Here is a 22,514-nt window from a genome sequence, read left to right on the forward strand (position 1 = left end):
TCCTACAAGGCGATGACGGCGGGCCGGTCCACACGCACTTCGGTACCGACTGTGTGCGCCTTCGTGATGCCGTTGAGGGACCTCTGGACGGTCATGATCTGGGGCGTGACGATGCGGAAATCGTCGAACCGGAGCTGTGGGTTGGTGTTGGTGTTGGTGGCGAACGCTGACCCGGCGATGCCGACCTGGCCGGACGCGATCGGGCTGGTGATGACCGTCTGGTCGGCATGCCAGACGCCCGGCTCGGTCGTGCCGTCGGGCCACGCGCGTACCTGCACACGGTGCCCCGTCAGGCGGGCGCGGAGCCAGATCCACTGTCCGGCGCTGTAAGTGGGGACAAGCGCTACCGAGCTGCCCACAGCAGTGGTCCCGCGCGTGATCGACACGGCCAGGAATCCCAACGTGTCGAAGTGCAGGCGCGCCCTGTAATAGTTCGTCACGTCGACGTAGCGCAGCAGAATCGCCGGGAGCAGGGCCGCGCCAGTGGCCACCTGGTCAACGCTGATGCGTACCAGGACTTCGCAGTCCGTGATGCTGCCGACGATCCGCTCGAAGCGCGGCGTGTCCCGAGCCGACGCCAGGGTCAGCACTCCGGCCGATCCGTTGACGGACCGGTCGGAGGCGGCCCCGTTGGCGTCCACCCACGGCAACCCGTTGTCGGCCGTGCCCCACGAACTGGCGACAGTGCGCGTGAAGGTGTCCCACGCTGCCGGCGTGCACTTGGTCGCGCGGGCCGCCTCCCCGCCGAGCCGGATGTCGAGCGGGAAGTCCCCCGGATAGACGGGCGCCGGCCCCTCGGACGTGATCCACGGGGTGGGTGCCATCACCGTGCGGGCGGGCGTGTGTACGAGCAGCTGCGTCGCCGTGTCCGACGCCGCCAGGGCGAGCGTCGATCCGCCCTCGTTGGCGTCGATCCGGACCGGTGCCCGCCCGGTGAACAGCAGGTCGTCGATGTAAACGGCGTCCTCGCCGCCGGTCGCGGAGTTGTCCTTGATGTAGCGGAAGGTCACGGCAGTCTTGCCGGTGACGTCGATGCTGGCCGGTGTCCACGGGGTGTTCCCCTGCGCGCGCAGGACCTGCACGTCGTCGACGAGGACCAGCAGCCGGTCACCCTCGAACCCGGGCCCAGAGCCCTCGCTGGACGTCCAGTACCAGAACGACAACGCGGTCATCCCGGCCGGCACGGTGACGATCGCGTCGGAGGTCTGGTTGTTGGCGATCGCCCCGGACCTCAACGCCCAGGTGCCGGAGTTGTAGTGCGCCTGCGACCGCACCCACGGCAGGTTTCCGCCGGGGGTGATGGTGACCGCGTAGGTGGCGTCGCTGAAGTCTTCCGCGATCGCGATCTCGCCGACGTTCCAGGGCTGGCCCGGGGTGCAGTTGAAGATGATGTCCCACTGCCGCTCGCTGGCGAAAACTTCCTCGTAGCCCTGCACGATCAACTCGATGTCACCCGGCGCGAGCCAGGGCGGCGGATTCTTGATGACGATCTTGTCGCCGACATCGACCGCGAGGACCTGGTCCAGCAACCCGGGAGCGCTGTGGACCATCACCCGCACTTGGGGATAGCGGCGGCCCTCGAACGTGCCGAGGTGCAACCGCCAGAAAGCGATGGGTTCCGCCTGATCGTCGGAGTGCAAGTTGAGCGGCACCGACACGGGATACGGGCCCACCCCGCTCGGCGGGTCCTGCACCGACAGCGGCCCATCCTCCAGGACAGCGCGGGCAGTGCTGCCGTTGACGCGCTGCACCTCGACGTCGTTCTCGGTCGCCTCGTCGTCGCCCGTCGGCTGCAACGGCGGAGCCAGACCAGGAGCGTTGTAGTCCAGCACCAGCGCCGGCGACTGGTTGTACATCGACTTCCGGTCCCGGTAGCGCAGCGAGGGCCGCTCCCGGTCCTCATACAGGATGCCGCCGTCAGCGTCTGCGGCCTCTTCCAGCAGTTCGAGGACTTGGGCCGGACGCTGGGGACCGACGCGGGTCTGCTCGTCGATGCGGCCCGTCACGGTGAGGCGAAGGTTCTCCTCACTGACGAGTCGCTGCATGCGCCGGCCTGCTGTCTCGCCGGTGAAGCCGAGGTCGGCGCTGTTGTAGATGGTGGTGTTCATCGTCGTGAAGGCGCCGATGTGGCCCAGGAGGAGGCCGTCGAGGTCGCTGTGCCAGCTGCCAGCGTGCACCCCGGAGATGCGCCCAACGGTGCCCGGGAAGCTGGTCGTGATCAGGCCCGACCCCTGGCCGCCGATCGGCACGAAGCGAAGGTTCCACTCGACGTTGCCGCCGTTCTGCCGGGCGAACAGCTGCCAGCGGCACCACGCGTTGAACACGCCCACCCCGGTCAGGCTCAGGAGTGAGGACGTGATCACGTTGTCGTCATCGTCGTAGCCGAAGACGTTCGACCCGTTGGTGGTGAGCATCAGCCGCCACCGCTTGACCGTGCCCGTGCCCAGCCACTGCAAGACAGTTCGCGCAGTGGCCGGGCCGTTGTTGGGCAGGTAAAAAATGAACTCGGTGTGCCACTGGGCCGGGTTGCCAGCGGGGGCCGGCACGTTGCCCGCCAGTGAGGCTCCGCCGCGGACGGCGGGCAGCGCGTTGGACCCCGCGAGAGTGTCGTCCGCAGCGAGGTCCATGCCGTGCGTCGTCAAAGGCCGCACCCCGGGGATCGGCGAGTAGAACTGGGTGGCGTTCCGTCCGTCCTCCATGGGCCAATACGCCAGGGGGTTACCGGAGGGAATACGCCGGCGGAGCGTCGATTCCAGGGCCTTGCTGCTGCGGCGCATGCGGCGCAGGATTCCCGCTGTCGTGGCCGAGACCCATACGTGCTTGCCGGAGGGGTGCCACTCCGTGGGGGCGGCCGCCAGCTCGTGACTCAGCCGGGTGTGCCGGTTGGTCAGGGCGGCGTTTCCGGCAAGCGTCCAGGTGAGGCCGCTGCCGTCCACGAAGGACGTAGCGCCGGGCGTCTGGGCGCCGAAGTCCGGGCTCGCGACGATGGGGCCGTCGATGCCGTTGCGTAGCTGGAAGGCGTGGAAGCGTCCGGCCGGGTCGGCGAAAGCGATGTTCGACACGGCGCCGACGTCGAGGCTGGCCGTGCTGTCGAAGACGGACGTCGTACCGGCCGTGATGACGGGGGCGCCGAGCTGTGTCCACGGGCCGTTGACGGACGGGCCGGTGTAGAAGGTGGCGGTGCGACCCCCCGCGCCGTTGTTCACGTCCAGGGTGGCGCGGATGGCCATCCTTCCCGAGGGCGGGTCGCTCAGCTCAGCCGATGAGGAGTCGCTCAGCTCGACCGACCCGTCCGACGACCACCACAGCAGGATCCGGTTGGACCACAGGCTGAGGAACCACGACTTCTGGGTGGCGAAGTCCCACTTTCCGGCGAGCTCGACCACGTCCCCTGACCGCCACGAGGTGAGCGTGGCTTCCACCCGGATGTCGAGGTCACCGGTGATGCCCAGCGCCGGAGCGTCCGGCGTCTCCGCCCGGTCTGTCGCGCCGGTCGTCGCCAGGGAGGTCCGGCCGCCGGCGATGGTGAGCCGGAAGGGCGTGTTACGGCCGAACTTCCCGTAATACTCGCTTCTCGGGTTGTCGAGGCTGAACCTGCCATCGGTGTTGTTGATCAGTGGGCGGCAGGTGGAGGGATCCACGCGGGCGCCCTGGTCCTGGCGCCCGCGCGTGTGCGTGATCGCTTGGCGTTTCAGCAGGTTGCCAGTGGCGTCCACCCACTGCCCGTCGATCAGGAACTCCCCGCGAAGATCCAGCTCCATCGTTGCCTCCTACCACTTCCTGCCGAACGTCAGCTGCACGTCTCCGCCTCCCGTGTCGGAGACGATGCCTCGAATGAGCCTGGTCATTTCCTCCGGGCCCGCGATTTGAAGCTTGACCTGGTGCAGGTGCCGCACGGCCCGGCTGCCTTCTGTGCTTCCCGCAGGCGCGCCCGTCCAGGGGTGGCCGACACCAGCAGCCGCCAGTGCGGGCATGGGCATCTCCATGCCCGCAAGCACCGACCGGACCGCCGGCATGCGGTCCTCGACGCCCTTCACCCAGTCCTCCATCAGGGCCCGCCCGGAGTACGTGGTGTAGCCGCGGCCGGAGAAGGGGCCTTCCTTGGCCGGGGAGAACGGGAAGAAGTTCCGCGCCGCCGATACGGCGTTGGAGGCTGCGTCCCGCACGGAGCCGATCATGGACTTGATGCCGTTGATGAAGCCGCGGATCAGGCTCTGCCCGGCGCTCCACAGCAGGCCGCCGAGGTTGCCCAGCGCCGACCGCGCCCGTTGCGGCAAGCCCCGGACCCAGTTCACGGCGTCGTTCAGCTTCTGCCGGATCGCCGTGACCAGCTTGATGCCGGCCTCAGCCGCGCGCCGTTGCAACGCGCCCGCGAGGCCGGAGAGTGCAGCCTTCGCGCGGTCGTCCAGACCGGCCAGCCACGCGACCAGCTCCAAGAACTTCCTGATCGCCCAGTCCTTCGCCAGCCCGAAGTACCGCGCCATGAGGCCGGGGATCTTCGCGAACCAGCCGATCGCGTCCATGATCCATGCAACGGACGTGATGATGGCCTTCTTCACGGCCTCCCAGACCGCGTGCACGATGTCCCGGAAGGTCTCCGACCGCTTGTAGGCGATCACGACGATCGCGACCAGGGCCACGATCGCAGCGATCACCAGGCCGACCGGGTTCAGCATCATGACGGTGTTGAGCAGGCCCTGAGCGATGGCCCATGCGCGGGTCGCGATCGCTGCGATGCGCGTGTACAGGGTGTACGCCTTGATGGCGAGGGTGATCGCTGCCCAGGCGGCACCGATCGCCAACAGGACGCCCGGCGGCGTCGCGTTGATGATGTCCGCGAGGAAGATCGCCAGTTGGGCGGTGATGCCGACCAGCGGTGACAGGGCCGAGAACACCTCTAGGGCCGCGGTTGCCAGCACCCCGAAGGTCTGGCCGCCCTCGCGGGCCAGGTCGATGAACGTGGCGAAGCCCTGGCTGTCGCCCAGCGAGGTGCCCCAGTTGGCGAACGCCTCGGTCATGGAGACGAGGCCGCCGGTCATGTCGTCCGAGACCGGGAGGAACGCCTGTAGGAGGCCTGCGAAACCGACCGCCAGGTTCTTGATCACCTGGAGAAAGTCGGCCAGGGCCGGGCCCGCGGCCGCGGACATGTCCGCCGCCCACTCCTTGAAGCGAGCCGACTTCACTCCCACGGCCACCTGGCCAAGGAAGTCACCGAAAGCGGTGGCCGCCGCCTGGACGAACGGCGTGAGCTGCGGCAGGAGGCTCCGCAGGATCTCGATGCCCTTGGTGAAGACGGGCATCGTCGTGTCGGCCAGGGACGCCGACCACTCCTCGTGGTCGGTCTTCAGCCCCTGCAACGCGACCGCGTACGCGCGCGTCGCGGGCGGCAGCGCCTCGAGCTCGCGCTTGTACGCGGCGTCGGCCTCCTTGGCGGCCTTCGTCGCCGACTCGGCTTCCCTCAGCGCGGCCTTGTACTCGTCGCCGCCCTTCGCAGCGAGCTTCTGCGCGGCGGCCTTCTTCAGCGCGGCCTTCTCGTGCGCGGCCTCGGCGGTCTCCGCCGCCTTCGTCGCCTCCGCTACCGCCTCCAGCTGAGGCTTCGCGGCCAGCTGGAAGGCCTTCACGGCCAGGCCGGCCGCGGCCGCGCCTGCCGCGATGCCGCCGAGGGCTGCCCCCACCGCGGTCACGGCCGGCAGGCCCACCCCGATCCCGGCCGCCGCGATACCCACCGCCTTGACGGCCGGTGCGGCCCTCTCCGCGTGCGCTCGGATCCCGTCGGCCAGGCCTCGGCCGGCCGCCTCCCCCTCGGAGATGAAGCGACCGCGGAGGTCGCGGAGCTGGCCGTCGGTGTCGCGGCGCAGGCCGCGCATGCGCAGCCGTGCCGAGTCCAGGCCGCGCCGGAATCCGCTGTCGTCCGCGTGGAGGAAGCCGACCAGCTCGCCGATGGACAGGGCCATCCCACCCACCCCCGTCCGTCCGCTGATGAGTTGTGGTGGTCAGCTGCGCAGGGCGGCCCGGATCTGCTCGTCGTCGTCGATCACGGACACGAAGTCCTTGGAGACCTGCCGGAAGACCGCTTCCGGGGACAGGCCCGCGAGCAGGGTGTAGAAGGTGCGGCGGGTCAGCTGCGCGATGCCTTCTGGCGTGAGCTGGTACTCGCGGCGGAAGTCCGCTTCGACTGCCCACCACCAGCGGCGGATCGCTTCGCGGGTCCGCCAGCCCTCCGCGTTGCCCGGTTCGGCCCCTTCGGGCCGAGCGTTTTTCCCTCGCCGCCGCCCGTCCGGACGAACTCCAGCGCCTCGGCAAAGGTCAGGTCTCGGCCGCCAGCCTGCGCCATGCCCCACGTGAGCACGGTCTGGAGCTCCAACGCGCCCATGCCGACCTCCATCCACTGCTCCAGGACGTCGGCGCCGAACAGCATCCGCAGCAGCTCGGCGAGGTCCTCCTCGGCGTCCGAGTCGCGGAGCTCCTCGACTCGCTTCTCCATGGCGAGCGGGATGTCGGTGGGTACTCGGATCTCCACGCCGCGGATGACTTCCGTGCGGGTGCCGGAGGCTTCGGCCCAGAAGTCGTCCCACGATTCGTGCCCGGCGGCGGGCTTGCGCGCGGGGCTCACGGCTTTGCCGCCGTGGTGTTCGCGCCGGAGCGGGTGAAAGTGGCCGCCCACGATGTCTTGTCGTTGTTGCCGCCGCCTTGGTCGCCCAGGGTGACGTGCGCGGTCCACACCTCCCACGTGCTGTCCTGCTTGTGCGAGAAGCGGACACGACCGAGGCTGTCCTCACCGAGCCGCTCGGAGAGTGCCTCCACCTTCGCCTGGCCGGGGTCGAGCGCGCCGGTCACGTTGTCCCGCAGACGCAGGCCCTCGATCTCCAGCTGCTTTCCGATCTCCATCTTCTGGCTCTCGGCCTGCCCGTTGGAGGTGAAGGTGGTGGTGGGGGTCGTCTCCTCCTCGTGGCTCTTGGAGAAGGTGTTGATGCCGGCGATCGGGATCCACGTGCCGGGGGACAGGAAGTCCTCGATCTGGAACTCCACGTCGCGGGCGTTGTACTTCTGAAGTGCCATGTCTCCTCCGGGCATGACGAAATGCCCGTAGCGGCGACCGCTCGGGCTGGACAGGGGGTTGGGCTACTCGCGGTGTTGGGTCAGCGCGCGGTGCTCCATGCGGTAGTTGCAGACGTGCTCGTGCCTGCCGAGCTGGTCCGTGCCGATCGAGGCCGGGCCGTTCTGGAGAGCGACGGAGAGGATCAGCTCGGTGCCGTCCGGCAGCGTCACCGGCCCCAGGCCGTGGAGCTCGTCGTAGATGTCCCGGCAGCGCTGCCGGGACACTCGCGGGTCCTTCGTGCCGCGCACGCGTACCTGCACGCGCGGCTCGTCGTAGCCCAGGCCCGCGTCCGGCTCCCGCCCGTCGTCGTACGTCGACAGCACCACCGCAACGTCCGGCGCGGGCGGCATGCTGTCGATGAAGCAGTCCCCGCCCGTGCCGTCCGTCTCGTACGTCAGGAGGCCTTGCTCCTGGAGGTGCCGGGCGAGGCCGTCGAGAAGGTCAGCCACGGAAAAACCTCCGCAGCGTCACGGCCATCAGCTGGAGCATGACGTCCCGCGAGTCGTTCATCGCGGACTCCAGGTACTTCGCCCGCCGCCCGGGCAGGTGCTTCCAGGTCAGCTCCTCGTGCTGCCTGCGCGCGTACACCGTGTCGTACGAGATCGACCCGTCGAGGCCGTCCACGTCGACCTTCCCGGACCGCTCCAAGGTGCCCTCGTCGAGCGGCACCCGCTGGTTGGAGACGCCGAGGGTGTACTCCAGCGCGCGGCGAAGCCCGTCGGAGGCGAGGCGCCGGCCGCGCGACGTCCACAGCCGGTGGCCCTCCCAGCGCATACGCGTGTACTGCGTCATACAAGGCTCACCTCCAGGTGGTCCGGCGTGGACAGACCGCCTCCGTCGCGCCGGGCTTGGTTGATGACTGTGGTCTGGCGGCCGCCGGGCAGCGTGACGCGGGACTCCGGCAAGGCGTCCACGACGCCGAGGCGGCAGTAGACGGTGGCGCCGGAGGTGACCTCGCGGCCGTCGGCGGCGCGCACCAGGCGCGTCTTCTCCTCGAGGAAGCACCGCACCGCGACGGGGTCCCCGTAGCGGGGGCCGTACGCCGAGTCACCGAGGTACGGCTCAACGGTCACCTCATGGCGGAGCAGGTAGCCGGGGATCAGCACTGGGTCACCATCCCCAGCACGAACACGTCCCGGGTCAGATCCGGCCCGCGTAGGGCCTCCAGTGCGGTCTGCGCGACCTCCCGGCCGCCGACCGGACCCGTGCTACCGGACGCCGAGCCGGGCCCGGACAGGGCCACGGAGCCGATTTTCACCGAGCCCCAGCGGCCTGCCGTGCCCAGCTCGTCGCCGATCTCCCCCCACCACTGCACCTGCGCGCACACCGCGTCCGCGAAGGCTTCCCGCACCACGTCGTTGGCGGGATAGCCGTCCTCGTCCACCTCGTACCAGCACAGCCAGAACACCTCGGAGTCCAGGAACCTGGAGGCTCGGCCGAGCTGGGCGTCGATGTCCGCGGGCGGGGTCTGCCCGGTGTACGCCTGGTACTGCGCGGATGTGGCGTAGGTCCTGGCCACCGGGCACCCCCTTACGTAGCCGCGCCGAGGATCAGCACGTCGTACGTCACCGACGTGCCCGCAGCGCTGTTCGTCAAGGTCAGCAGGTCGCCCGTACCCGCCGTGACGACGACGCCAGCCGCGCTCGGACTGCCCCAGAGGAACAGGCCGCCCGGCTGCACGGGGATACCGTCGCTCGCGGCGAGGAACAGCGGCACCCCGTTGGCTGCGGGGCGCGACACCTGCACGTCGTTCGTGTTCGCTGCGGCCGCGACGACCAGCACCATCTTGATCCGGGCGAAGGTGAGCGCCTGGCCGAACTTGTCGGACAGGACCCCGGCCAGGTCCAGGCTCTCTGTCGCTGACGCGGCGAGGGTGCGCTGGTCGTGAAAGACCAGGTTTGCCGCACCCGTCCCGGCCCCGTCCGCGAAGGACAGGGCCTTGAGGTACTCGATCACGTCCTGTGGAACGGACAGGTCGTCGGGCTTGGTCTGGGTGGCGGTGAGCTTGACCTCCACCCGAGTACGGGTGAGGGCCATCAGTCGCCGCCTCCGTCCGCGTACTTCGCGGCGAGCTCGTCGCGGGTGGCCTTGTCCGCCTCGTCCTCGCCCATGCCTTCCTGGACGGCGTACGCCTTCCAGTCGGCTTTGGAGGCGGACTTGGCTGGCCGCTCCAGAACGACGGGCTCCGGCTTCTCGTCGGGCTCGGCGCAGCGCCAGCCCGACTCGGGGTCGGCGGCCAGGGCCGCGTAGCGCTCGGCCTCGTCGCTTCCCGAGACGGGGCTCACGCGCTCAGCGACGTAGCCACCGGAGGATCGTTCGTAGATCGCCATGCGGCATCACACCTTCAGACCGGTCTGCACCGCGTGGGCGCGCTCGTTGCCGTACTCCAGGCCGAGCTCGCCGTACAGCTGGACCTCGTCGGAAGCGCCGGTCTTGGCGAGCGGCTCCTCGAACATGACCCCCTTGCCGGGGATGTTGAGGAACACGGGGCTGCACTGCTCCAGCGAGGCGACCGCGATGCTGTCCTGCGGCATGTGCCGGTCGAGCATCACGCTGAGCGTGCCGAAGTTCGTGACGATGGTGTCCACGGCCACGCCGCCGACGGTCCGGGAGGTCTCCTGGTACTTCCCGTAGGCCTCGGCGTACGCCTTCGACAGCGCGCGCCGCTGCGCCGAGTTGACCAGCAGGGTCGCTGTTTCCTGCTCGGAGATGCCGCCGTTGTCGTAGGCGAGCTGGATCAGGTCCTCGACGTGGTCCGGCGTCAGCGCGGTCGCCCACGGCTTGGTGAACGCGATGCCGGACGCCGTGCCCAGGGTGATCGCGGCACCGCCTGACGACGTGGACACCTTGAAGGTGTTCGCGTCGAGCTGGTCGACGTAGTAAATCCGGCCCGCGACGATGCCGGTGGCCGTGCTCGTGTTGGTGAACACGATCTTGTCGCCGTCAACCAGACCGTGCGCAGTCGACGTGATGGTGTCGGTGGCCGAGCTGGCGCCCGTCACCGTGGTGCCTCGCGCGATCCGGTTGGAGGTGATCGCAGCCAGGAGGCCGCGGGTCTTCCGCGCGGTCGCGTTCGTCGTCGGGTTGGCGTAGCTCCCGTTGATGAATGAGTAGTTCGCGTCCAGGGCGATGCTCTTGAGCGCCTGGGCTACCTGCCAGTCCAGCTCGCTCGTGACCGGGTTCGACCCGTTCACGCCCCGGAAGGGGGCCGCGCCCGGCGTGGCCATGGCGCCCACGGCGGCCTGCTTGGTGTACGAGACGCTGACCTTCTCCTGGTGGATCTGGACGACGTTCCGCACGTTCGCCCGGACGCGCTCCTCAGCGGTCGGCGCTGCGGCGCCTTCCACCCGGGTGCGCTGCGCCGGGTCGCGCAGGTCGTAGGTCTGCCACTCGAACTCCTGCGAGGTGGTCATGCGACCGCCGGTGAGCCCCCCGATGGCCGACAGGAACGGAGTGTCCGCCGGGGTCAGGGCGAACAGCTCGCCCGCGTAGTTGGGAAGGTCGAACGTCGTGCCCATCCCGGTGATGCCGGCCATAGGTCACGCTCCTTACGTGTTCTGTGCGGCCTTCTGCCGCTTGAGTCGGATGACGGTCGCGAAGTCGCGCGCCTTGGTGGCGTCCGCGATCTGCTTGTCCAGGGACGCGGCCTGGTCGCCGGAGCCGCCTCCGCCGCCCATGTCGCCGCCGGAACGACCGGCGCCCTTGGGAGCGAGCTTGGAGAGCTTGGTGACGGCCGACTTGATCGCGGTGACGTTGACCTCGCCGTCGTCGCCGACGAAGCGGGTCACGTCGATGAGCTCGGCGGCCTCGCCGAGGTCCATTCCGGCCGCCGCGACAGCAGCGCGGAACTCGGCGGCGGCGAGCTTCTTGCCGTATTCGGAAGCGGCGGCCGTGCGGCCCTTCGTCTCCGCCTCGGCTACGGCCTTCTCCTGCTCGCTCATATTCGCGGCGCGGAGTGTCTCCAGCTCGGTGTTGTTGTCCTTGGCGCGCTTCTCCCACTTGCGCGCCTCGGCCTTCCAGTCCGTGCTGTCTCCGCTGCCGGAGCCTGCACCGGACTGGCCGTCGGCTCCCTGGCCGGAGTTGCCTCCGCCCTGGCCGGCACCTTGGCCGCCCGCGCCGTTGTCGCCTCCGCCCTGGCCGCCCGCTGCGCCTCCGTCACCGGAGCCGCCCTGGCCGCCTGAGCCGGAGCCGCCTTCGCCCTCGCCGTTGCCACCCGCGATGGCGTAGACCGGCGACCCGTCGCGGCGAAGGCCAAGGACCGTGCCCGCTGCGTGAGTTGCCAGCGGGTGCTTGAAAGGGACCTGCATTGTGATCTCCCGTGCGGGATTGTCCGGCGGTCGCCGTGCGGCGGGTGCCGGGAGTCTGTGGGCAGTCCTGACGACTGCTCGCGGATCGGAAGGAGGCCGATGTACCTTGCCGCCACGTGACGAGTGCAGAAGCGCGTGACGACCAGAACCGCTGCCTGGAGTGCGGTGAGCCGTTGCCTCCAGAGACCCGCAACGTGGGCACGCTCCGGCGTCCGCGCTTGCTAACCCTGTCGGGGCCGTGCCGCAACTACGACTGTGACCTGGGACCGGACTTGGTCATCGGGCCGCCGTGATCTGCTCGCGCTGCGGCTTACGGCGCAAGTCGGGGTGCGCGTCCAGGTGCTCGCGCATGCGGGCCTGCCACGCGCGGACGTACGCGCCCGCGCGTCGGCGCTGCCGGTCGTCGAACGCGGCGACCTGGCGGCGCTTCCACGCCCGGATCTGCCGCTCGATCTCCCGCTGTCGCTGGGTGTCCTCGTACGTCGTTCCGGGCGTCGGGTGGTGTGGTGGCCTGGTCGTCACCCCGGGCAGGTACGCCGCGAGGCTGTGGCGGCAGTTCGGGTGGAACAGCCCTCCCGCGCGGGCCTCCACGAGAGACCCGGCGACGTGGACGACGACCGTGCGCTCCCGGGCGAACAGCCCCGAAGGCTGCACCGCACGCGGCAGGCGCAGTGACTGCGGTCCGGCTGGCCCGTTCAGGGTGAGGACCTCGCCCTCCCACTGCGCGCACAGCGGGCACTCCAGCGGGGCATCCGACACGATTACCAGGCCCACGCCGATCTCGGCCAGGGCGTCGATATGGCCCTCCACAGCGGCCCGGGCGGTGACCGAGCGCACGGCCATCTCGGCGTACGACGCCATGTCCCACGAGCGGCCAGACCGGTCCGTGAAGCCCGTGATCCCGCGCCGCGCGAAGTCGTCCAGTGCGCGCTGCGCGGCCTGCCGCCGGGTCAGCGTGCCGAGGAGGACGTTGCCGGACGCACGCGCGACCACTCGCCGGTACGCGTCGACGACCGCGCGCGTGATCCGCACGTACACCGGGCGGGTGTCCTCCGCCATCGAGGCGGCCAGCCGGTCGACGGCCGGCGCGTTCGGCAGGGTGTCGCGGGCCACCAGCTCGCGGCCGATGTCCAGCGCCCCCATCTCGGCGACGGCCGCCTGGCGGCCGCGGTTGTACGCCGCGATCAGCGCGCGGCGTACGGCTCCGTCGGTGTCCTGCTGCAGGGCCTCGGTGACGGTCTCCACGGCCGTCCGCAGGTTGCCGAGCGCAGCCAACTTGAGCTCGGCCCACAGCGGCGACTCGAGGTCGGCCTCCAGGGCCCTGGTGAGGCGCTGAAGGAGTGCGTCCTCGGCGTCCTCGTACAGACGCCGGACCTCAGTCGCGAGGTCCTCCGCCATCGCTGGGGAAACCGGCATTCGGGGCCCCCTCGCCTTCGGCTCCGGTCAACGTCGGGTCAGCGGTCACCCGGCCGGACTCGCCGAGGATCGCGTCCACCTCGGCCTGGATGCGCTCCTCGTCGTTCCAGTCGGGGTGCACCATCCGCACGAGGGTGTCCGTGGATGCTGCCTCGGCGCGGCGGAGCAGCTCGGCCGTGGTGGCGAGCTCGGCCGGGCCCTCGCTGATGCCGTCCTGGAGCTCCACCTGTGGTGGCTCCAGGGCCAGGCCCGATACTCGGAAGCGCGGCCCGGCCAGCACTGCCAGGTACGCGGCGCTGATGTCCGCGACGCCGGGCCGCCAGTACAGGCCCTTACGGCCTGCCGTGCCGAGGGAGCGCCGGTTGCGGGCCTTGACCTCGGTCGCGGTGACGGGCTCCCCGTCGGATTCCCCGAAGCTGCCGGCGGAGTAGCCGGCCTGCCGGACGGCCTGCTCCATCAGGGCCTGGCAGGTGTCGCGGTGCTCCTGGACCCGGATCTCGAACTGCACCACGGTGAGGGGGTTCGGGTCACCGGGCCGCTGGAGCATGTTCAGCCCGGAGTAGATCCGGCGCTCTTCGTTCCACGCGGCGCCCTGGCCGGGGCCGAGGGAGTCAAGCATGACGCTGGGTACGACGATGCGGCCCTTGCCGTTCTGGACGTCCCGCATCCATGACGAGTAGGTCTCGTCGAGGGCGTCCATCAGGCCTTCGATGCCCTGGAAGTCGGACTGCCCCCAGTAGTTGGCGGTGGGGATGTGCCGCCAGGCCCGGGCAGGGCGCACATTGGGCACGTACGCGGCCGTGAGATGGTCGGGTGCGCCCGTGTCCAGTCCGCCCTCGGCGTCGACCAGGGCGGCGAAGGGCTCGGTGACCGGGTGGTCTGCGAGCGGCCGGGCCGCGCCGAGGCTGGACGCGGAGCCCTCGTAGAGGCCGTGGTAGATCCGGCCCTTCTCGTGACGCTCCAGGTGCCGGAACACCCGGCGGTCGCTGCCCTCGGACTCCAGCACGGTCCAGAACGTGACCGCGGTCAGCCGGCCGTACCGGAACTCAGGGACCGCGCGGTCAGCGGCCACGGTGTCGATCCACGGCCGGTCCGACACCTCGTCGTCCCAGACGACCCGCAGGTAGGCGCCTCCGAGCGCGGCGCAGATCTCGCCGGCCTCCAGGAGCGTCGGCTGGAGGCCGTTCTCCATGAGGGCGTCGAGGGCGTCCTGGGTGGCGTCGCTGGCGTCCTCGGCGGCGAGCAGCTTGGGCGGCTCGGAGAACAGCAGCTCCGAGGAGGTGCGGGCGATGTCCCCGGCGAGGGGAACGTGCAGCTTGTCGCGCTTCTCGCCCTCCGGGGTGGGCTGGCCCCAGAACCAGCGGGCGAGCCGGCCGACTACTCCGCCGCGGTGCTGCGACGGGCGGTCGACCGCTTCGCGGTTGCCGCGGCCGCTGTAGCGCGCTTCGAGCCGATCGGGGTCCGAGGAGTACCAGGCGTCCCAGTCGGCGAGCGCGTACTGAACGCGGTCGTCGACAGGCGGCCACACCTCGTCACTCGTGGGCAGAGGCATCAGGCTCGCTCCCTCTCCATCAGCAGGTGCGCGAGCGACAGCCACGAGGTGGCCAGTTCGTCGAGTCGCTCCATCAGCGGCAGGTTCGTGAGCTCCAGCTCGGCTTGCTCCAGGAGCCGGGCGGCGTTGGCGAGGGCCTGCTCGATCGTCGGCATTACGCGGCCACCTCCAGGTGCAGCGGGATGTGCGGCCGCCAGAGGGCCTCAGTCGTGCGGAGGCCGTACCGGAGGGCGTCGCAGGAGTGGTCGTCCTGCTTGATCGGCTTGTCCTCGCCCTTCTCGGCGGCCTCGTCGTCCCAGCTGTAGCCCGGGAGTTCGTCGATCAGGCCAGCGCAGGAGCGGTGGATCCGCAGCTTGTCCGCGGCGAAGAGGCTCGCCACGGTTCGGATGCCGTCGAGGACCGTGTTCTCCGCCGGGACGACGCCAGGGGTGTTGTCGCGGTGCAGCTGCTCAATGAAGCTCGCTGCGGACGGGTCGACGACCGTGAACTCTGGCCGTACGCCCTGGGCTGCAAGCCACTCGCGGCGCGCGGCCGAGTACTCGGCGTCCGTCATCTGCCGGCGCGCGGCACGGGAGTCGTGCCGGTACTCGGACGTGACGTAGATCCGGCCGTCCGCGCCGAGCCCGATCAGCAGGTCCGCGAACGGGTTGACGGTGCCGTAGTCCACGCTGTCGCACAGCCAGCGCGTGATCGTGGGGACCTCGTCGACGACATGCCGGGCCGAGTCGAAGGCCTCGTAGATGGCGCCTTCGGACATGACCCAGTGGCCGAGGATGTAGCGGCGGTACCAGAGGCCGGTGAACGACCGCTTCATTCGGGCGACGTAGTCGGCGGGGAGCGCCGGGTTGTCGTCGAGCGTGAAGTGCCACGACCGGATGCCCAGCTCCGAGGCCTTGTTGAGCCAGTCCTTCCGCGCCCAGTGGCCCGGATTGTCCGGGTTGGTGGTGGCGAAGATCAGTGCTCCGGGCGCCGACTGCCGGTCGACGAGCCGCTTGAAGAAGTCTTTCGGGAGCAGCGTCCACTCGTCGACGTACGCGCCGGCGCCCGTGAGGCCTCGGAGGCGGCCTTCTGCCTTGGCGTCGTTGGCGGTGATGACCTCAACCTGCTTGCCGAGGATCGTCGCCACGGACGCCCCGCGCGTGTAGTGGACCAGCTTTGCGGCCTCGCCGAACAGGCCAGGATCAGTGAGCGGACCGAACACGTTGCGCGCCACGGTGTCGAAGGTCTTGCCGACGATGACCAGCTCTCCGCCAGTCGGCGCGTTCTCCACGTACATCAGCCAGCGCAGCAGGGACGCGATCGTCTTCCCGCTACGGACGCTGCCCTCCCACACGTTCAGCCAGGCCGTGGAGTGAGCGATGGAGATCTCTTGCTTGTCGGAGAGCTGCGGATCAGCCGCCGTCGCCATGCTTGTCTCGCAGGCGGTCGAAGAGGCCCGTCAGCAGCGAGCCGACCTCGCCAGAGCCGTTCTCGTCCTTCGGCGGTACGAGCTTCATCGACCGGTCCAGGGCGGTCGCGACGGTGGCCATGAGGGCCCGTTTGTCGGCGGGGGTCGGTTCGGTGGCCTCGTACGTGTCGAAGTCATGTTCCTTGCCGCCCCAGTCCCAGTAGAGGTGCGGCTTCGTCATCTTCGAGGCCTCGCGCTCGGCGATGTCCTGGAGGGTGACGGCGAAGGCTGCGCGGCGCGCTTCGAGGTCTGCCTGACGGATCTCCGTGGCCTGCCGGACCTCGGCGGCCCGGGAGAAGGAGAGGCCGAGGTCCTTGGCGATGGTGCTGATGGTGCGGCCGCCGCGGCCGAGGATCTCGGCGATCTCGTTGCGGCCCTTGCCCTCGGCGTGCAGCTCGCGGACGCGCTGGCGGTCTTCGTCGGTGACCGGGCGGGCCTTGCCCATGGCGGTCACCTCCTGGACGCGCGAAGGCCCGGCCTCGCACGGGCGCGGCCGGGCCAGTCAGCGGGGGTGGGTCAGCAGCTCTCGGTGTCCTTCACGGCGAACAGGGTCACGGCCGTGTCTGTGGGGTGCGTGCCGGGAGCGGGCTCCTGGCTGCACACGGTCCAGTTGCGGTCCATGACCTGGAGGCGGCCTTGCCCGCTGGCGTCCTGGTCGTCGAGGACGAAGAAGCCTGCGGCCTGCGCGGCGTCCTGGGCGGCCTGGAGGTCCTGCCCGACGAGGTTGGGCAGCGCCGCAGTCTCGGCTGCCTCGGCCTCGGTGTCAGGCTCTGCGGGGTCGTCCTCGGGCGCCTCGGGCGTCTCCGTGGCCGTGTCCTGCTTCGGCTGCTCGACGACGTCCTGGCTGGCGGTGTCCGGCTTGCTGGAGCCGGTGTCCTCGGTGCCCTCGCACGCGGTGAGCGTGAGAAGGGCGGCGGCGGCCAGTGCGGCGGCAGCGGTGCGGGTGCGCATGGTGTCCCCCTGGTGGTTGCGACTGGGGGAGCATCATGCGATGTGTGAGGGAGCCGTGTAGGGCAAGTGACGTTCCTGTGACGCGAACGAGGGAGCGCCATGACAAAAGGCCCGCCGGGTGGCAGGCCTCCTGTGTCCGGGCACGCCGGACTTGCCCTCAGGATGCGGCATGATCCACTCGATTTCAATCACGTTCGGCGCGCCGGTATCCGCGACGGGCCGTCAGCGCTGCCGTGACGGTCTCGCCGTACCAGGCGTGCGCGCGGCCCTCCTTGCCGTCGGGTGCCGGCCAACGGTCCTTCGAGCGGTCGGCGCGGATCGTCGCGGCCGTGACGCCCGTCAGGGCCTCGATCTCCTGGGCGGTGTAGAGGCGGCGGGGCTCCAGCTCGACGGCCTGGCGCTCGAAGTGCTCAGCGATGACGCGGTCGACGGCGGCCGGGTCGTAAACGTAGGAGCGTCCGCGCTTGCCGGTGGGGTCGGGCCAGGCGGGGTGTCGTGACCACTGGTTGCGGAGGGTGTCGTATGCGCGGCCGTGGCGGGCGGCGATCTCGCGGAGGGTCTCGCCCTCGGGGGTGGGTTCTACCATGGTGGTTCCGGCCTTTCGGCTGGGTGGGACCGGCAGGTTTTGGCGAGCACCTTCGGGTGTCTGGGCTTCGGCTCGGGCCTGCCGGTCGCTCTTTCTGATCTTGGACATGGGGTCGCCCCCGGCTGGCTGCCGGGGGCGATTGTGGTTGTTACTTCTGGGCCTTGCCCTCGTCTTCCTGGTTGTCGACCAGCCATTCCATGGCCTCTACGACCGATTCGGTCGCGTTGATGAGGCTCAGCGTGGCCGCTGCGATCCGGTAGGGCCGGGGCTTAGCGACCTGGAGGCGGAGGAGGTCCTCCGCAGCCAGCCAGGCGCAGCAGGCGATCTGGAGCTCGGTCCGGATGCCCTCGGGGACCGGCTCGGACTCGACCAGGTCGAGCGCCCGCATGACGCCCTGGACGGCGTCGTGCGGCTGCACGAGGCCCTCGGGGAGCTTGATCGGGATGGGCAGGTGGGCCAGAGCGACGGCGATCTCGCCGTATCCGAGGGCGAGCTGGATGGCCAGCTGCTCCAACTGCTTGTCGTTTTCGTCAGCCATTGTGGCGGCCTTTCCGCTTGTGGGTGGTGGGTCCGGGTTGGCGGCCCGTTCCCGCTTACAGGTCTATTGTGGCACAGTGGTGCACTGAATTGCAACACTTCCAGGGAGGGAAAAGGGCCCCGATCCCACACGAGGATCAGAGCCCTGACCAGCAATCAGGCCAACTCCCAGCCGCTCAGCCGATCATCCCGCCCCACCGTGGCGTACAGCCGCTTGCCCGGCAGCTGGCTCGGCGACAGCCCCACCGCCTCGGCGATCTCGGCCGCCGGGTACCGGACCGGGTCCGCCGCATCCGGCGCGTCCGCCGTGACCTCGGCCTGGTCGCCGAACAGCAACAGCACCTTGACCCTGACGCGCTCGCTCATCGGGTGCTCTCCTTCTCCTGCGGGGTGCCCGGAACGGGCTTGGCCGGCGCGGGGAAGTGCCCCCCGCGCGAGGACTGGTAGTCGGTCTCGTGCCCCTTGAGCCGGGGGTCGTCCGGCGCCGGAGGGGTCTTCCATCCAAGTGCCATGATGGCGCTCCTGTCTCGTGTGTTCGGGATGGGGACCGGGGCGGCCGGGATGCCTGGCAGCGATCGGCCGCCCCGGGCTCAAGCTCCGTCGCGCTGGTGGCGACGGACGTTGTCGTTCGGGTCGTAGAGCGCCCGACGCAAACGCATGCGCCGTACACGCGACCCCTCTCGCGGCGGGGGCTCCTCGGCGTTGTCGCTGTTGTCGTTGTCGCCTGACCTGCAACAACAACCCGCGCCATGGGCCTCGGCGACAGGGGAGGGGGCGGGCGGGATGTCGTCCCGGTGTACGCCGGGCCCGTTCCCGTGAGGCGTGCGCACCGCCTTGTGCGTGATGCCGGCCTCGTCGAGCAGCTGCTTCACGCGCTTCGTGTCGGGGAGCTTCAGGTCGTCGCGGAGACGGGTGAGGAGCACGCCGCGGTCGTCGCCGACCAGGCGGCGGAGGGCCTTGCCGACGTCCGGCGTCGCCTCCTTCGGCTGCTCCCCCTCGTCGTCCCGGCGGCCGCGCAGCCACGCTGCAACCTTCTGCCAGGCGATGGTGACGACGACTCCGGCGACGAAGTACGCGGCGTACGGAGCCACGGACACGGTGGCTTTGAGGACCAGAACCAGGACGCCGAGGAGGACCAGGGCGACGCACCCGCCCGCGAGGCGCCCGGGAGCGTCGTCCTCTCCCCCGGTGTCGTCCGTGGTGATCTTTTCGGTGCTCATGCGACTGCCCCGGACAGCCCGTACAGGGTGCCGCCGAGCCAGTTCACGGCCTGCGCGAGCGGGACCGCTGCGAGGCCTGCAACGCCCGCGCTCGTGCCGAGGGTGAGGCCGCACCACATGCCCCAGAACAGATCATCGCGGCGGGGGCTGACCTTGAGGGCGGCGAGCATGGCGGCGGTCAGGATGAGCGTCACACCTCCGCCGGCCTGCGTGAGCGGCAGGTACGCGGCGCCCGACGCGCTGGTGCCGCCCTGCCCGCCGACACCCCAGACGAGGGCGACGTCGCCGAGCCACGAGGAGATCCACAGCCAGGAGTCGAAGAGCCAGCCGATCAGGCCGCCGATGCTGAGGACGGCGAGGGTGCCGTAGCACCAGGCGGCGACGAACGGCAGGAGGCGGGCGAGTTGGCGGAACGGGTCGGCGCGGAGGGCCTTGCTGCCGGGCCACCAGCGCACGAGCTGGTAGGCGAGGATGCAGAAGCCGACGGTGACACCGCCGATGGTGATCGCGTTCATGGGTCCTCAGCGGAGGATGGCCACGCCGAGCGCGGCGAAGGTCAAGATCAGGGCGACGGTCCCGGTGATCGGGGGGACGTCGCGGGGGACCACGAGGGCCAGACCGGCGAGCGCGAGCAGCGCGCACGCAGCACAGAACACGCCGAACACGGCGGTCATCAGCTGGGTGTCAGGCGCTGAAAGCGACGGGGGCGGCCGGGAGCTGCGCGAGGTGCGGCTCGTGCCGCTCGACCTCGGCGCGGAGCTGGCCCCGGATGACGCCCTCGGACGGTTCGCCGAACCCTGCGTCGAGGAGCGCGGTCTTCATGGCCTTGGTGCCCGGGCGGGTGCCGGTCTCGTACAGGGCGCGGATCACAGCGCAGCGCGGGTCGCTGTAGTCGATCTGCCGTGCCGTGGCCGGGACGATCGGGAGCAGCCGGGCGCCGGCGGGGACGGCCAGCGTCCAGGCGCTGGAGGGCAGCGCGGCCGCGGGCTTAGGTACCGGGGTGACGGGTGCCGTGACGGGCGCGGCCGGGGCGGTGACGGGCGTCATGCGCGCGGGCGTGGCCGCGAGGTGCAGCAGGTGACCGAGGACCAGCGGCGGGACGCAGCTGACGGAGACGACCAGCCACACGGGCGGGCGCGGGTCGGCGCTCCAGTGCCCGGTCACGAAGAGGTGGCTGATCGGCTGGGCGGACATGGCGGCCGCGAGGGACAGCCAGGCGCCAGCGACGGCGGAGAACTTGCCGGGCGCGCCCTTGGGGCGCTTCGAGGCGACGGCGGCCGCGATGCCGGCGTATGCGGCAAGGACTCCAGCCATGCCCCAGGCGAGGGTGTCGTTCCATCCGGCGAGGCGGCCGAGGTGGTGCTCACCGGGCGCGCACATGATCATGACCCAGACGGCGACGGCGGGGCGTCCGCCGTCGGTCAGCCAGGAGACCCATCGGGGCGTCGGGGTGTCGTCGGGGTGGGCGGGCGCACTAAGGTGCAGCTCAGCCATAGGAGGTCACTCTCCTGTGGTCAGAGCCTCGGCCGGAGCTGGTATCTCCGCGTCCGGGGCTCGCACATTTTCTGGAGGTGACGCCCTACGGGGGGCATCTGCCGTCCATGACGGTACCGCGCGGTGCGCGGGCCTTGCTACGGGTTCAACGGACCGGGCTGACGGGCGTCACGCGGGGGCGCGGGCGGTGGGTGGTGCAGCGCCATCCGCAGGGGTAGAGCCGCGCGGGCCCGGGCGCGTGCTCCCCGGTGGGGACGTCGCACGGCTGGGGCTCGCGGGGGCCGTCAGCGCCCGTCACTCCTCGTGTGCCGGGCTCGACAGCGGCGGCATGGTGGGTGCGGTGACGATCGCGTACGCCTCGGCGAGGTCGCGGAGCGAGGCCGCGCCCTGGCGGGGAATGTCCTTCGCCGCCTGGTCGGCCTGCTGGCAGATCGCGTCGAGCAGTTGGGCGCGCGTCTGCTCCTCGGCGGTCCGGGTGATCATCCGATCGGCCATGGTGGCTTCCTTTCAGGTTGGTCCCCGACCCGGTCGGGTGGGGAAGTCTCAGGCGACGGCGGCGGTCTCGGTCCAGGTGCGGCCGCAGTCACGGCAGCGGACGGCCGGTGGCTTGCCGTCCCCGCCCTCGATGCGCAGTACGCCCCGGCAGCGCGGGCACGGCTGCTCCAGGACCTGCGTGCGTCGGGTCATCTCCAGGGCCTGGTCGACCTGCCCGGCAGCCCATCGGGCGAGCGTGGCCAGGGCGTCCTCGGCCCGTGGGGTGAGCTTCTTGAAGGGGCCGGGAGCCCCGTCGTGACGGGCCAGGAGCCATGCGGCGGCGAACGGCGCGCTCCTGCGCCGGGGGTTGGTGAAGGACCAACGCCGCTCGTCGTGCTCGTCCTTGAGGATCAGCGTGCGGAGCTGGAGGGCGATGTCGTCGCCGGGGCCGGCCACCTGGACTCGGGCTCCGACGGGGTCCCGCTGGACGTGGCTGGCGATGATGTCGGCCCCGTCGACCAGGCGCTGGTCGAGGGCGGTCATGGTGTCGAGGATCGCGATGCGGAGCGGGGCGGTGGTGGCGCCGATCTGGTCCGGGGAGCGCTCCTGGGCACGCTGTTCCGTGGCTTCCTCGGTGGCGCGGAGGTGGTCGTGGAGTCGGGCGATGCCCATGACGGGGGGCCAGGTGTCGGCCTGGCTGGTGGCGAGGGCCTCGGTGAGGTCCTGCCAGTGGTTGATCACGTGCTGGAGGTGGTTGGCGGTGGTCATCGTGACTCCGGGGGTTGCGGGGGTACGGTGATCACTGCCGGGGGCGCGCCGAGCCTGGGGAGGTTACGGGCGCGCCCCTTCTGCATGCTCAGTCCCAGGTGATGCCGTTGCTGGCGAAGGCGCGGACGATCGCAGGGTCGTCGAGGAACAGCTGGAGGCTGTCAAGCTCGGTGTCCCAGTCCTCGCCCTGGAGGTCGGCGATCAGCTGGGTGAGCACCTGCTCCTTCAGCTCGTCGGAGGCGCCGGCCTCGATGAGGGAGCGGGCGACGGGGTTGAAGAAGGTCAGTCCTGCGCTGCCGAATCCCATGGTCAGCGGCTCCTTTGCTGTGGTCCGTACGGGGCCTCGGACTGCGGGACAAGCAGGATGTGGTCGCCTTCGACGCAGTGCGAGGAGACACAGCGACCGACCGGCGTGGCGCCGAGCGCGGCGTGGACTGCGTGCCAGATGGTCGCGTTGCGGTGGACCAGGTCGGGCGGCAGGTACTCGCCGAGCCCGCGGATGTACGCGGTCACGGCGTCGTAAGCGGGCTGGACTTGGTCGAGGCGGGCGGGGCCGGTCGCGGCTTCCTCTTTGTCGGGCAGGTTGTCGGCGACGTGGTTGAGGAGGGCGTCGAGGGCCTGGGGGCGGTCGTCCATGGACATTCGGGCTCCTGGTGGGATGGT

The 22,514-nt window shown here is 70.5% G+C and carries 30 protein-coding genes; all 30 read right to left on the reverse strand.

Going from position 1 to position 22,514, the window contains the following annotated elements:
- Positions 1-2: 2 nt before the first annotated feature.
- Positions 3-3,761, reverse strand: coding sequence for a hypothetical protein (locus ACZ7LV_RS29710; protein WP_471943761.1), 3,759 nt, complete (start codon positions 3,759-3,761; stop codon positions 3-5).
- A 9-nt stretch (positions 3,762-3,770) separates the two neighbouring features.
- The gene (locus tag ACZ7LV_RS29715) at positions 3,771-5,954 is read right to left on the reverse strand and encodes a phage tail protein (protein WP_471943763.1); all 2,184 of its coding nucleotides are present in this window, start codon (positions 5,952-5,954) and stop codon (positions 3,771-3,773) included.
- Positions 5,955-6,118: 164 nt separating this feature from the next.
- A complete protein-coding gene (locus ACZ7LV_RS29720; protein ID WP_471943765.1) occupies positions 6,119-6,613 on the reverse strand; it encodes a hypothetical protein in 495 nt (164 codons plus the stop codon).
- Positions 6,610-7,059 (reverse strand): phage tail tube protein, encoded by a 450-nt coding sequence (locus ACZ7LV_RS29725; protein WP_471943767.1) that lies wholly within the window; start codon positions 7,057-7,059, stop codon positions 6,610-6,612. The genes ACZ7LV_RS29720 and ACZ7LV_RS29725 overlap by 4 nt, the downstream gene beginning before the upstream one ends.
- A gap of 63 nt (positions 7,060-7,122) precedes the next feature.
- Positions 7,123-7,548 carry a minor capsid protein gene (locus ACZ7LV_RS29730; protein ID WP_471943769.1) on the reverse strand — a complete coding sequence of 142 codons (426 nt, stop codon included), beginning with the start codon at positions 7,546-7,548 and terminating at the stop codon, positions 7,123-7,125.
- Positions 7,541-7,891: a hypothetical protein gene (locus ACZ7LV_RS29735; RefSeq protein WP_471943771.1), complete on the reverse strand. Its 351-nt coding sequence runs from the start codon at positions 7,889-7,891 to the stop codon at positions 7,541-7,543. The genes ACZ7LV_RS29730 and ACZ7LV_RS29735 overlap by 8 nt, the downstream gene beginning before the upstream one ends.
- Positions 7,888-8,205 carry a hypothetical protein gene (locus tag ACZ7LV_RS29740; protein ID WP_471943773.1) on the reverse strand — a complete coding sequence of 106 codons (318 nt, stop codon included), beginning with the start codon at positions 8,203-8,205 and terminating at the stop codon, positions 7,888-7,890. The genes ACZ7LV_RS29735 and ACZ7LV_RS29740 overlap by 4 nt, the downstream gene beginning before the upstream one ends.
- Positions 8,199-8,618 carry a head-tail connector protein gene (locus ACZ7LV_RS29745; protein WP_471943775.1) on the reverse strand — a complete coding sequence of 140 codons (420 nt, stop codon included), beginning with the start codon at positions 8,616-8,618 and terminating at the stop codon, positions 8,199-8,201. The genes ACZ7LV_RS29740 and ACZ7LV_RS29745 overlap by 7 nt, the downstream gene beginning before the upstream one ends.
- Before the next feature lie 11 nt (positions 8,619-8,629).
- The gene (locus ACZ7LV_RS29750) at positions 8,630-9,136 is read right to left on the reverse strand and encodes a hypothetical protein (RefSeq protein WP_471943776.1); all 507 of its coding nucleotides are present in this window, start codon (positions 9,134-9,136) and stop codon (positions 8,630-8,632) included.
- Complete coding sequence (locus tag ACZ7LV_RS29755) at positions 9,136-9,429, reverse strand: hypothetical protein (protein ID WP_471943778.1); 294 nt, start codon at positions 9,427-9,429, stop codon at positions 9,136-9,138. The genes ACZ7LV_RS29750 and ACZ7LV_RS29755 overlap by 1 nt, the downstream gene beginning before the upstream one ends.
- A gap of 6 nt (positions 9,430-9,435) precedes the next feature.
- A complete protein-coding gene (locus tag ACZ7LV_RS29760; protein ID WP_471943780.1) occupies positions 9,436-10,635 on the reverse strand; it encodes an SU10 major capsid protein in 1,200 nt (399 codons plus the stop codon).
- A gap of 12 nt (positions 10,636-10,647) precedes the next feature.
- Positions 10,648-11,406: a hypothetical protein gene (locus ACZ7LV_RS29765; RefSeq protein WP_471943782.1), complete on the reverse strand. Its 759-nt coding sequence runs from the start codon at positions 11,404-11,406 to the stop codon at positions 10,648-10,650.
- Between the two features lie 276 nt (positions 11,407-11,682).
- Entirely contained in the window at positions 11,683-12,822 is a 1,140-nt protein-coding gene (locus ACZ7LV_RS29770) for a phage minor capsid protein (RefSeq protein WP_471943784.1), read from the reverse strand.
- Positions 12,782-14,374: a phage portal protein gene (locus ACZ7LV_RS29775; RefSeq protein WP_471943786.1), complete on the reverse strand. Its 1,593-nt coding sequence runs from the start codon at positions 14,372-14,374 to the stop codon at positions 12,782-12,784. Before ACZ7LV_RS29775 ends, ACZ7LV_RS29770 begins: the two co-directional genes overlap by 41 nt.
- Entirely contained in the window at positions 14,374-14,529 is a 156-nt protein-coding gene (locus tag ACZ7LV_RS29780; RefSeq protein WP_471943788.1) for a hypothetical protein, read from the reverse strand. Before ACZ7LV_RS29780 ends, ACZ7LV_RS29775 begins: the two co-directional genes overlap by 1 nt.
- Entirely contained in the window at positions 14,529-15,782 is a 1,254-nt protein-coding gene (locus ACZ7LV_RS29785; protein WP_471943789.1) for a PBSX family phage terminase large subunit, read from the reverse strand. Before ACZ7LV_RS29785 ends, ACZ7LV_RS29780 begins: the two co-directional genes overlap by 1 nt.
- Positions 15,766-16,266 carry a helix-turn-helix domain-containing protein gene (locus ACZ7LV_RS29790; RefSeq protein ID WP_471943791.1) on the reverse strand — a complete coding sequence of 167 codons (501 nt, stop codon included), beginning with the start codon at positions 16,264-16,266 and terminating at the stop codon, positions 15,766-15,768. Before ACZ7LV_RS29790 ends, ACZ7LV_RS29785 begins: the two co-directional genes overlap by 17 nt.
- Before the next feature lie 71 nt (positions 16,267-16,337).
- Positions 16,338-16,772, reverse strand: a complete 435-nt coding sequence (locus ACZ7LV_RS29795; protein WP_471943792.1) for a PASTA domain-containing protein — start codon at positions 16,770-16,772, stop codon at positions 16,338-16,340.
- A 184-nt stretch (positions 16,773-16,956) separates the two neighbouring features.
- A complete protein-coding gene (locus tag ACZ7LV_RS29800; protein WP_471943794.1) occupies positions 16,957-17,358 on the reverse strand; it encodes a hypothetical protein in 402 nt (133 codons plus the stop codon).
- A 148-nt stretch (positions 17,359-17,506) separates the two neighbouring features.
- Positions 17,507-17,896 (reverse strand): hypothetical protein, encoded by a 390-nt coding sequence (locus tag ACZ7LV_RS29805; RefSeq protein ID WP_471943796.1) that lies wholly within the window; start codon positions 17,894-17,896, stop codon positions 17,507-17,509.
- Between the two features lie 155 nt (positions 17,897-18,051).
- Positions 18,052-18,261 (reverse strand): hypothetical protein, encoded by a 210-nt coding sequence (locus tag ACZ7LV_RS29810; protein WP_471943798.1) that lies wholly within the window; start codon positions 18,259-18,261, stop codon positions 18,052-18,054.
- On the reverse strand, positions 18,258-18,407 hold the full coding sequence (locus tag ACZ7LV_RS29815; protein WP_471943800.1) for a hypothetical protein: 150 nt from the start codon (positions 18,405-18,407) through the stop codon (positions 18,258-18,260). The genes ACZ7LV_RS29810 and ACZ7LV_RS29815 overlap by 4 nt, the downstream gene beginning before the upstream one ends.
- 78 nt (positions 18,408-18,485) lie before the next feature.
- The gene (locus tag ACZ7LV_RS29820) at positions 18,486-19,115 is read right to left on the reverse strand and encodes a hypothetical protein (RefSeq protein WP_471943802.1); all 630 of its coding nucleotides are present in this window, start codon (positions 19,113-19,115) and stop codon (positions 18,486-18,488) included.
- A complete protein-coding gene (locus tag ACZ7LV_RS29825; RefSeq protein ID WP_471943804.1) occupies positions 19,112-19,630 on the reverse strand; it encodes a hypothetical protein in 519 nt (172 codons plus the stop codon). The genes ACZ7LV_RS29820 and ACZ7LV_RS29825 overlap by 4 nt, the downstream gene beginning before the upstream one ends.
- Before the next feature lie 6 nt (positions 19,631-19,636).
- Entirely contained in the window at positions 19,637-19,789 is a 153-nt protein-coding gene (locus tag ACZ7LV_RS29830; protein ID WP_471943806.1) for a hypothetical protein, read from the reverse strand.
- A gap of 10 nt (positions 19,790-19,799) precedes the next feature.
- Positions 19,800-20,609: a hypothetical protein gene (locus tag ACZ7LV_RS29835; RefSeq protein ID WP_471943807.1), complete on the reverse strand. Its 810-nt coding sequence runs from the start codon at positions 20,607-20,609 to the stop codon at positions 19,800-19,802.
- A gap of 294 nt (positions 20,610-20,903) precedes the next feature.
- Positions 20,904-21,104: a hypothetical protein gene (locus ACZ7LV_RS29840; RefSeq protein WP_471943809.1), complete on the reverse strand. Its 201-nt coding sequence runs from the start codon at positions 21,102-21,104 to the stop codon at positions 20,904-20,906.
- Between the two features lie 48 nt (positions 21,105-21,152).
- Entirely contained in the window at positions 21,153-21,851 is a 699-nt protein-coding gene (locus ACZ7LV_RS29845) for a hypothetical protein (protein ID WP_471943811.1), read from the reverse strand.
- A gap of 88 nt (positions 21,852-21,939) precedes the next feature.
- The gene (locus ACZ7LV_RS29850; RefSeq protein ID WP_471943813.1) at positions 21,940-22,158 is read right to left on the reverse strand and encodes a hypothetical protein; all 219 of its coding nucleotides are present in this window, start codon (positions 22,156-22,158) and stop codon (positions 21,940-21,942) included.
- 2 nt (positions 22,159-22,160) lie between these two features.
- A complete protein-coding gene (locus ACZ7LV_RS29855) occupies positions 22,161-22,487 on the reverse strand; it encodes a hypothetical protein (protein ID WP_471943815.1) in 327 nt (108 codons plus the stop codon).
- Positions 22,488-22,514 lie beyond the last annotated feature (27 nt).

This window comes from Streptomyces sp. NPDC107562, assembly GCF_055657325.1.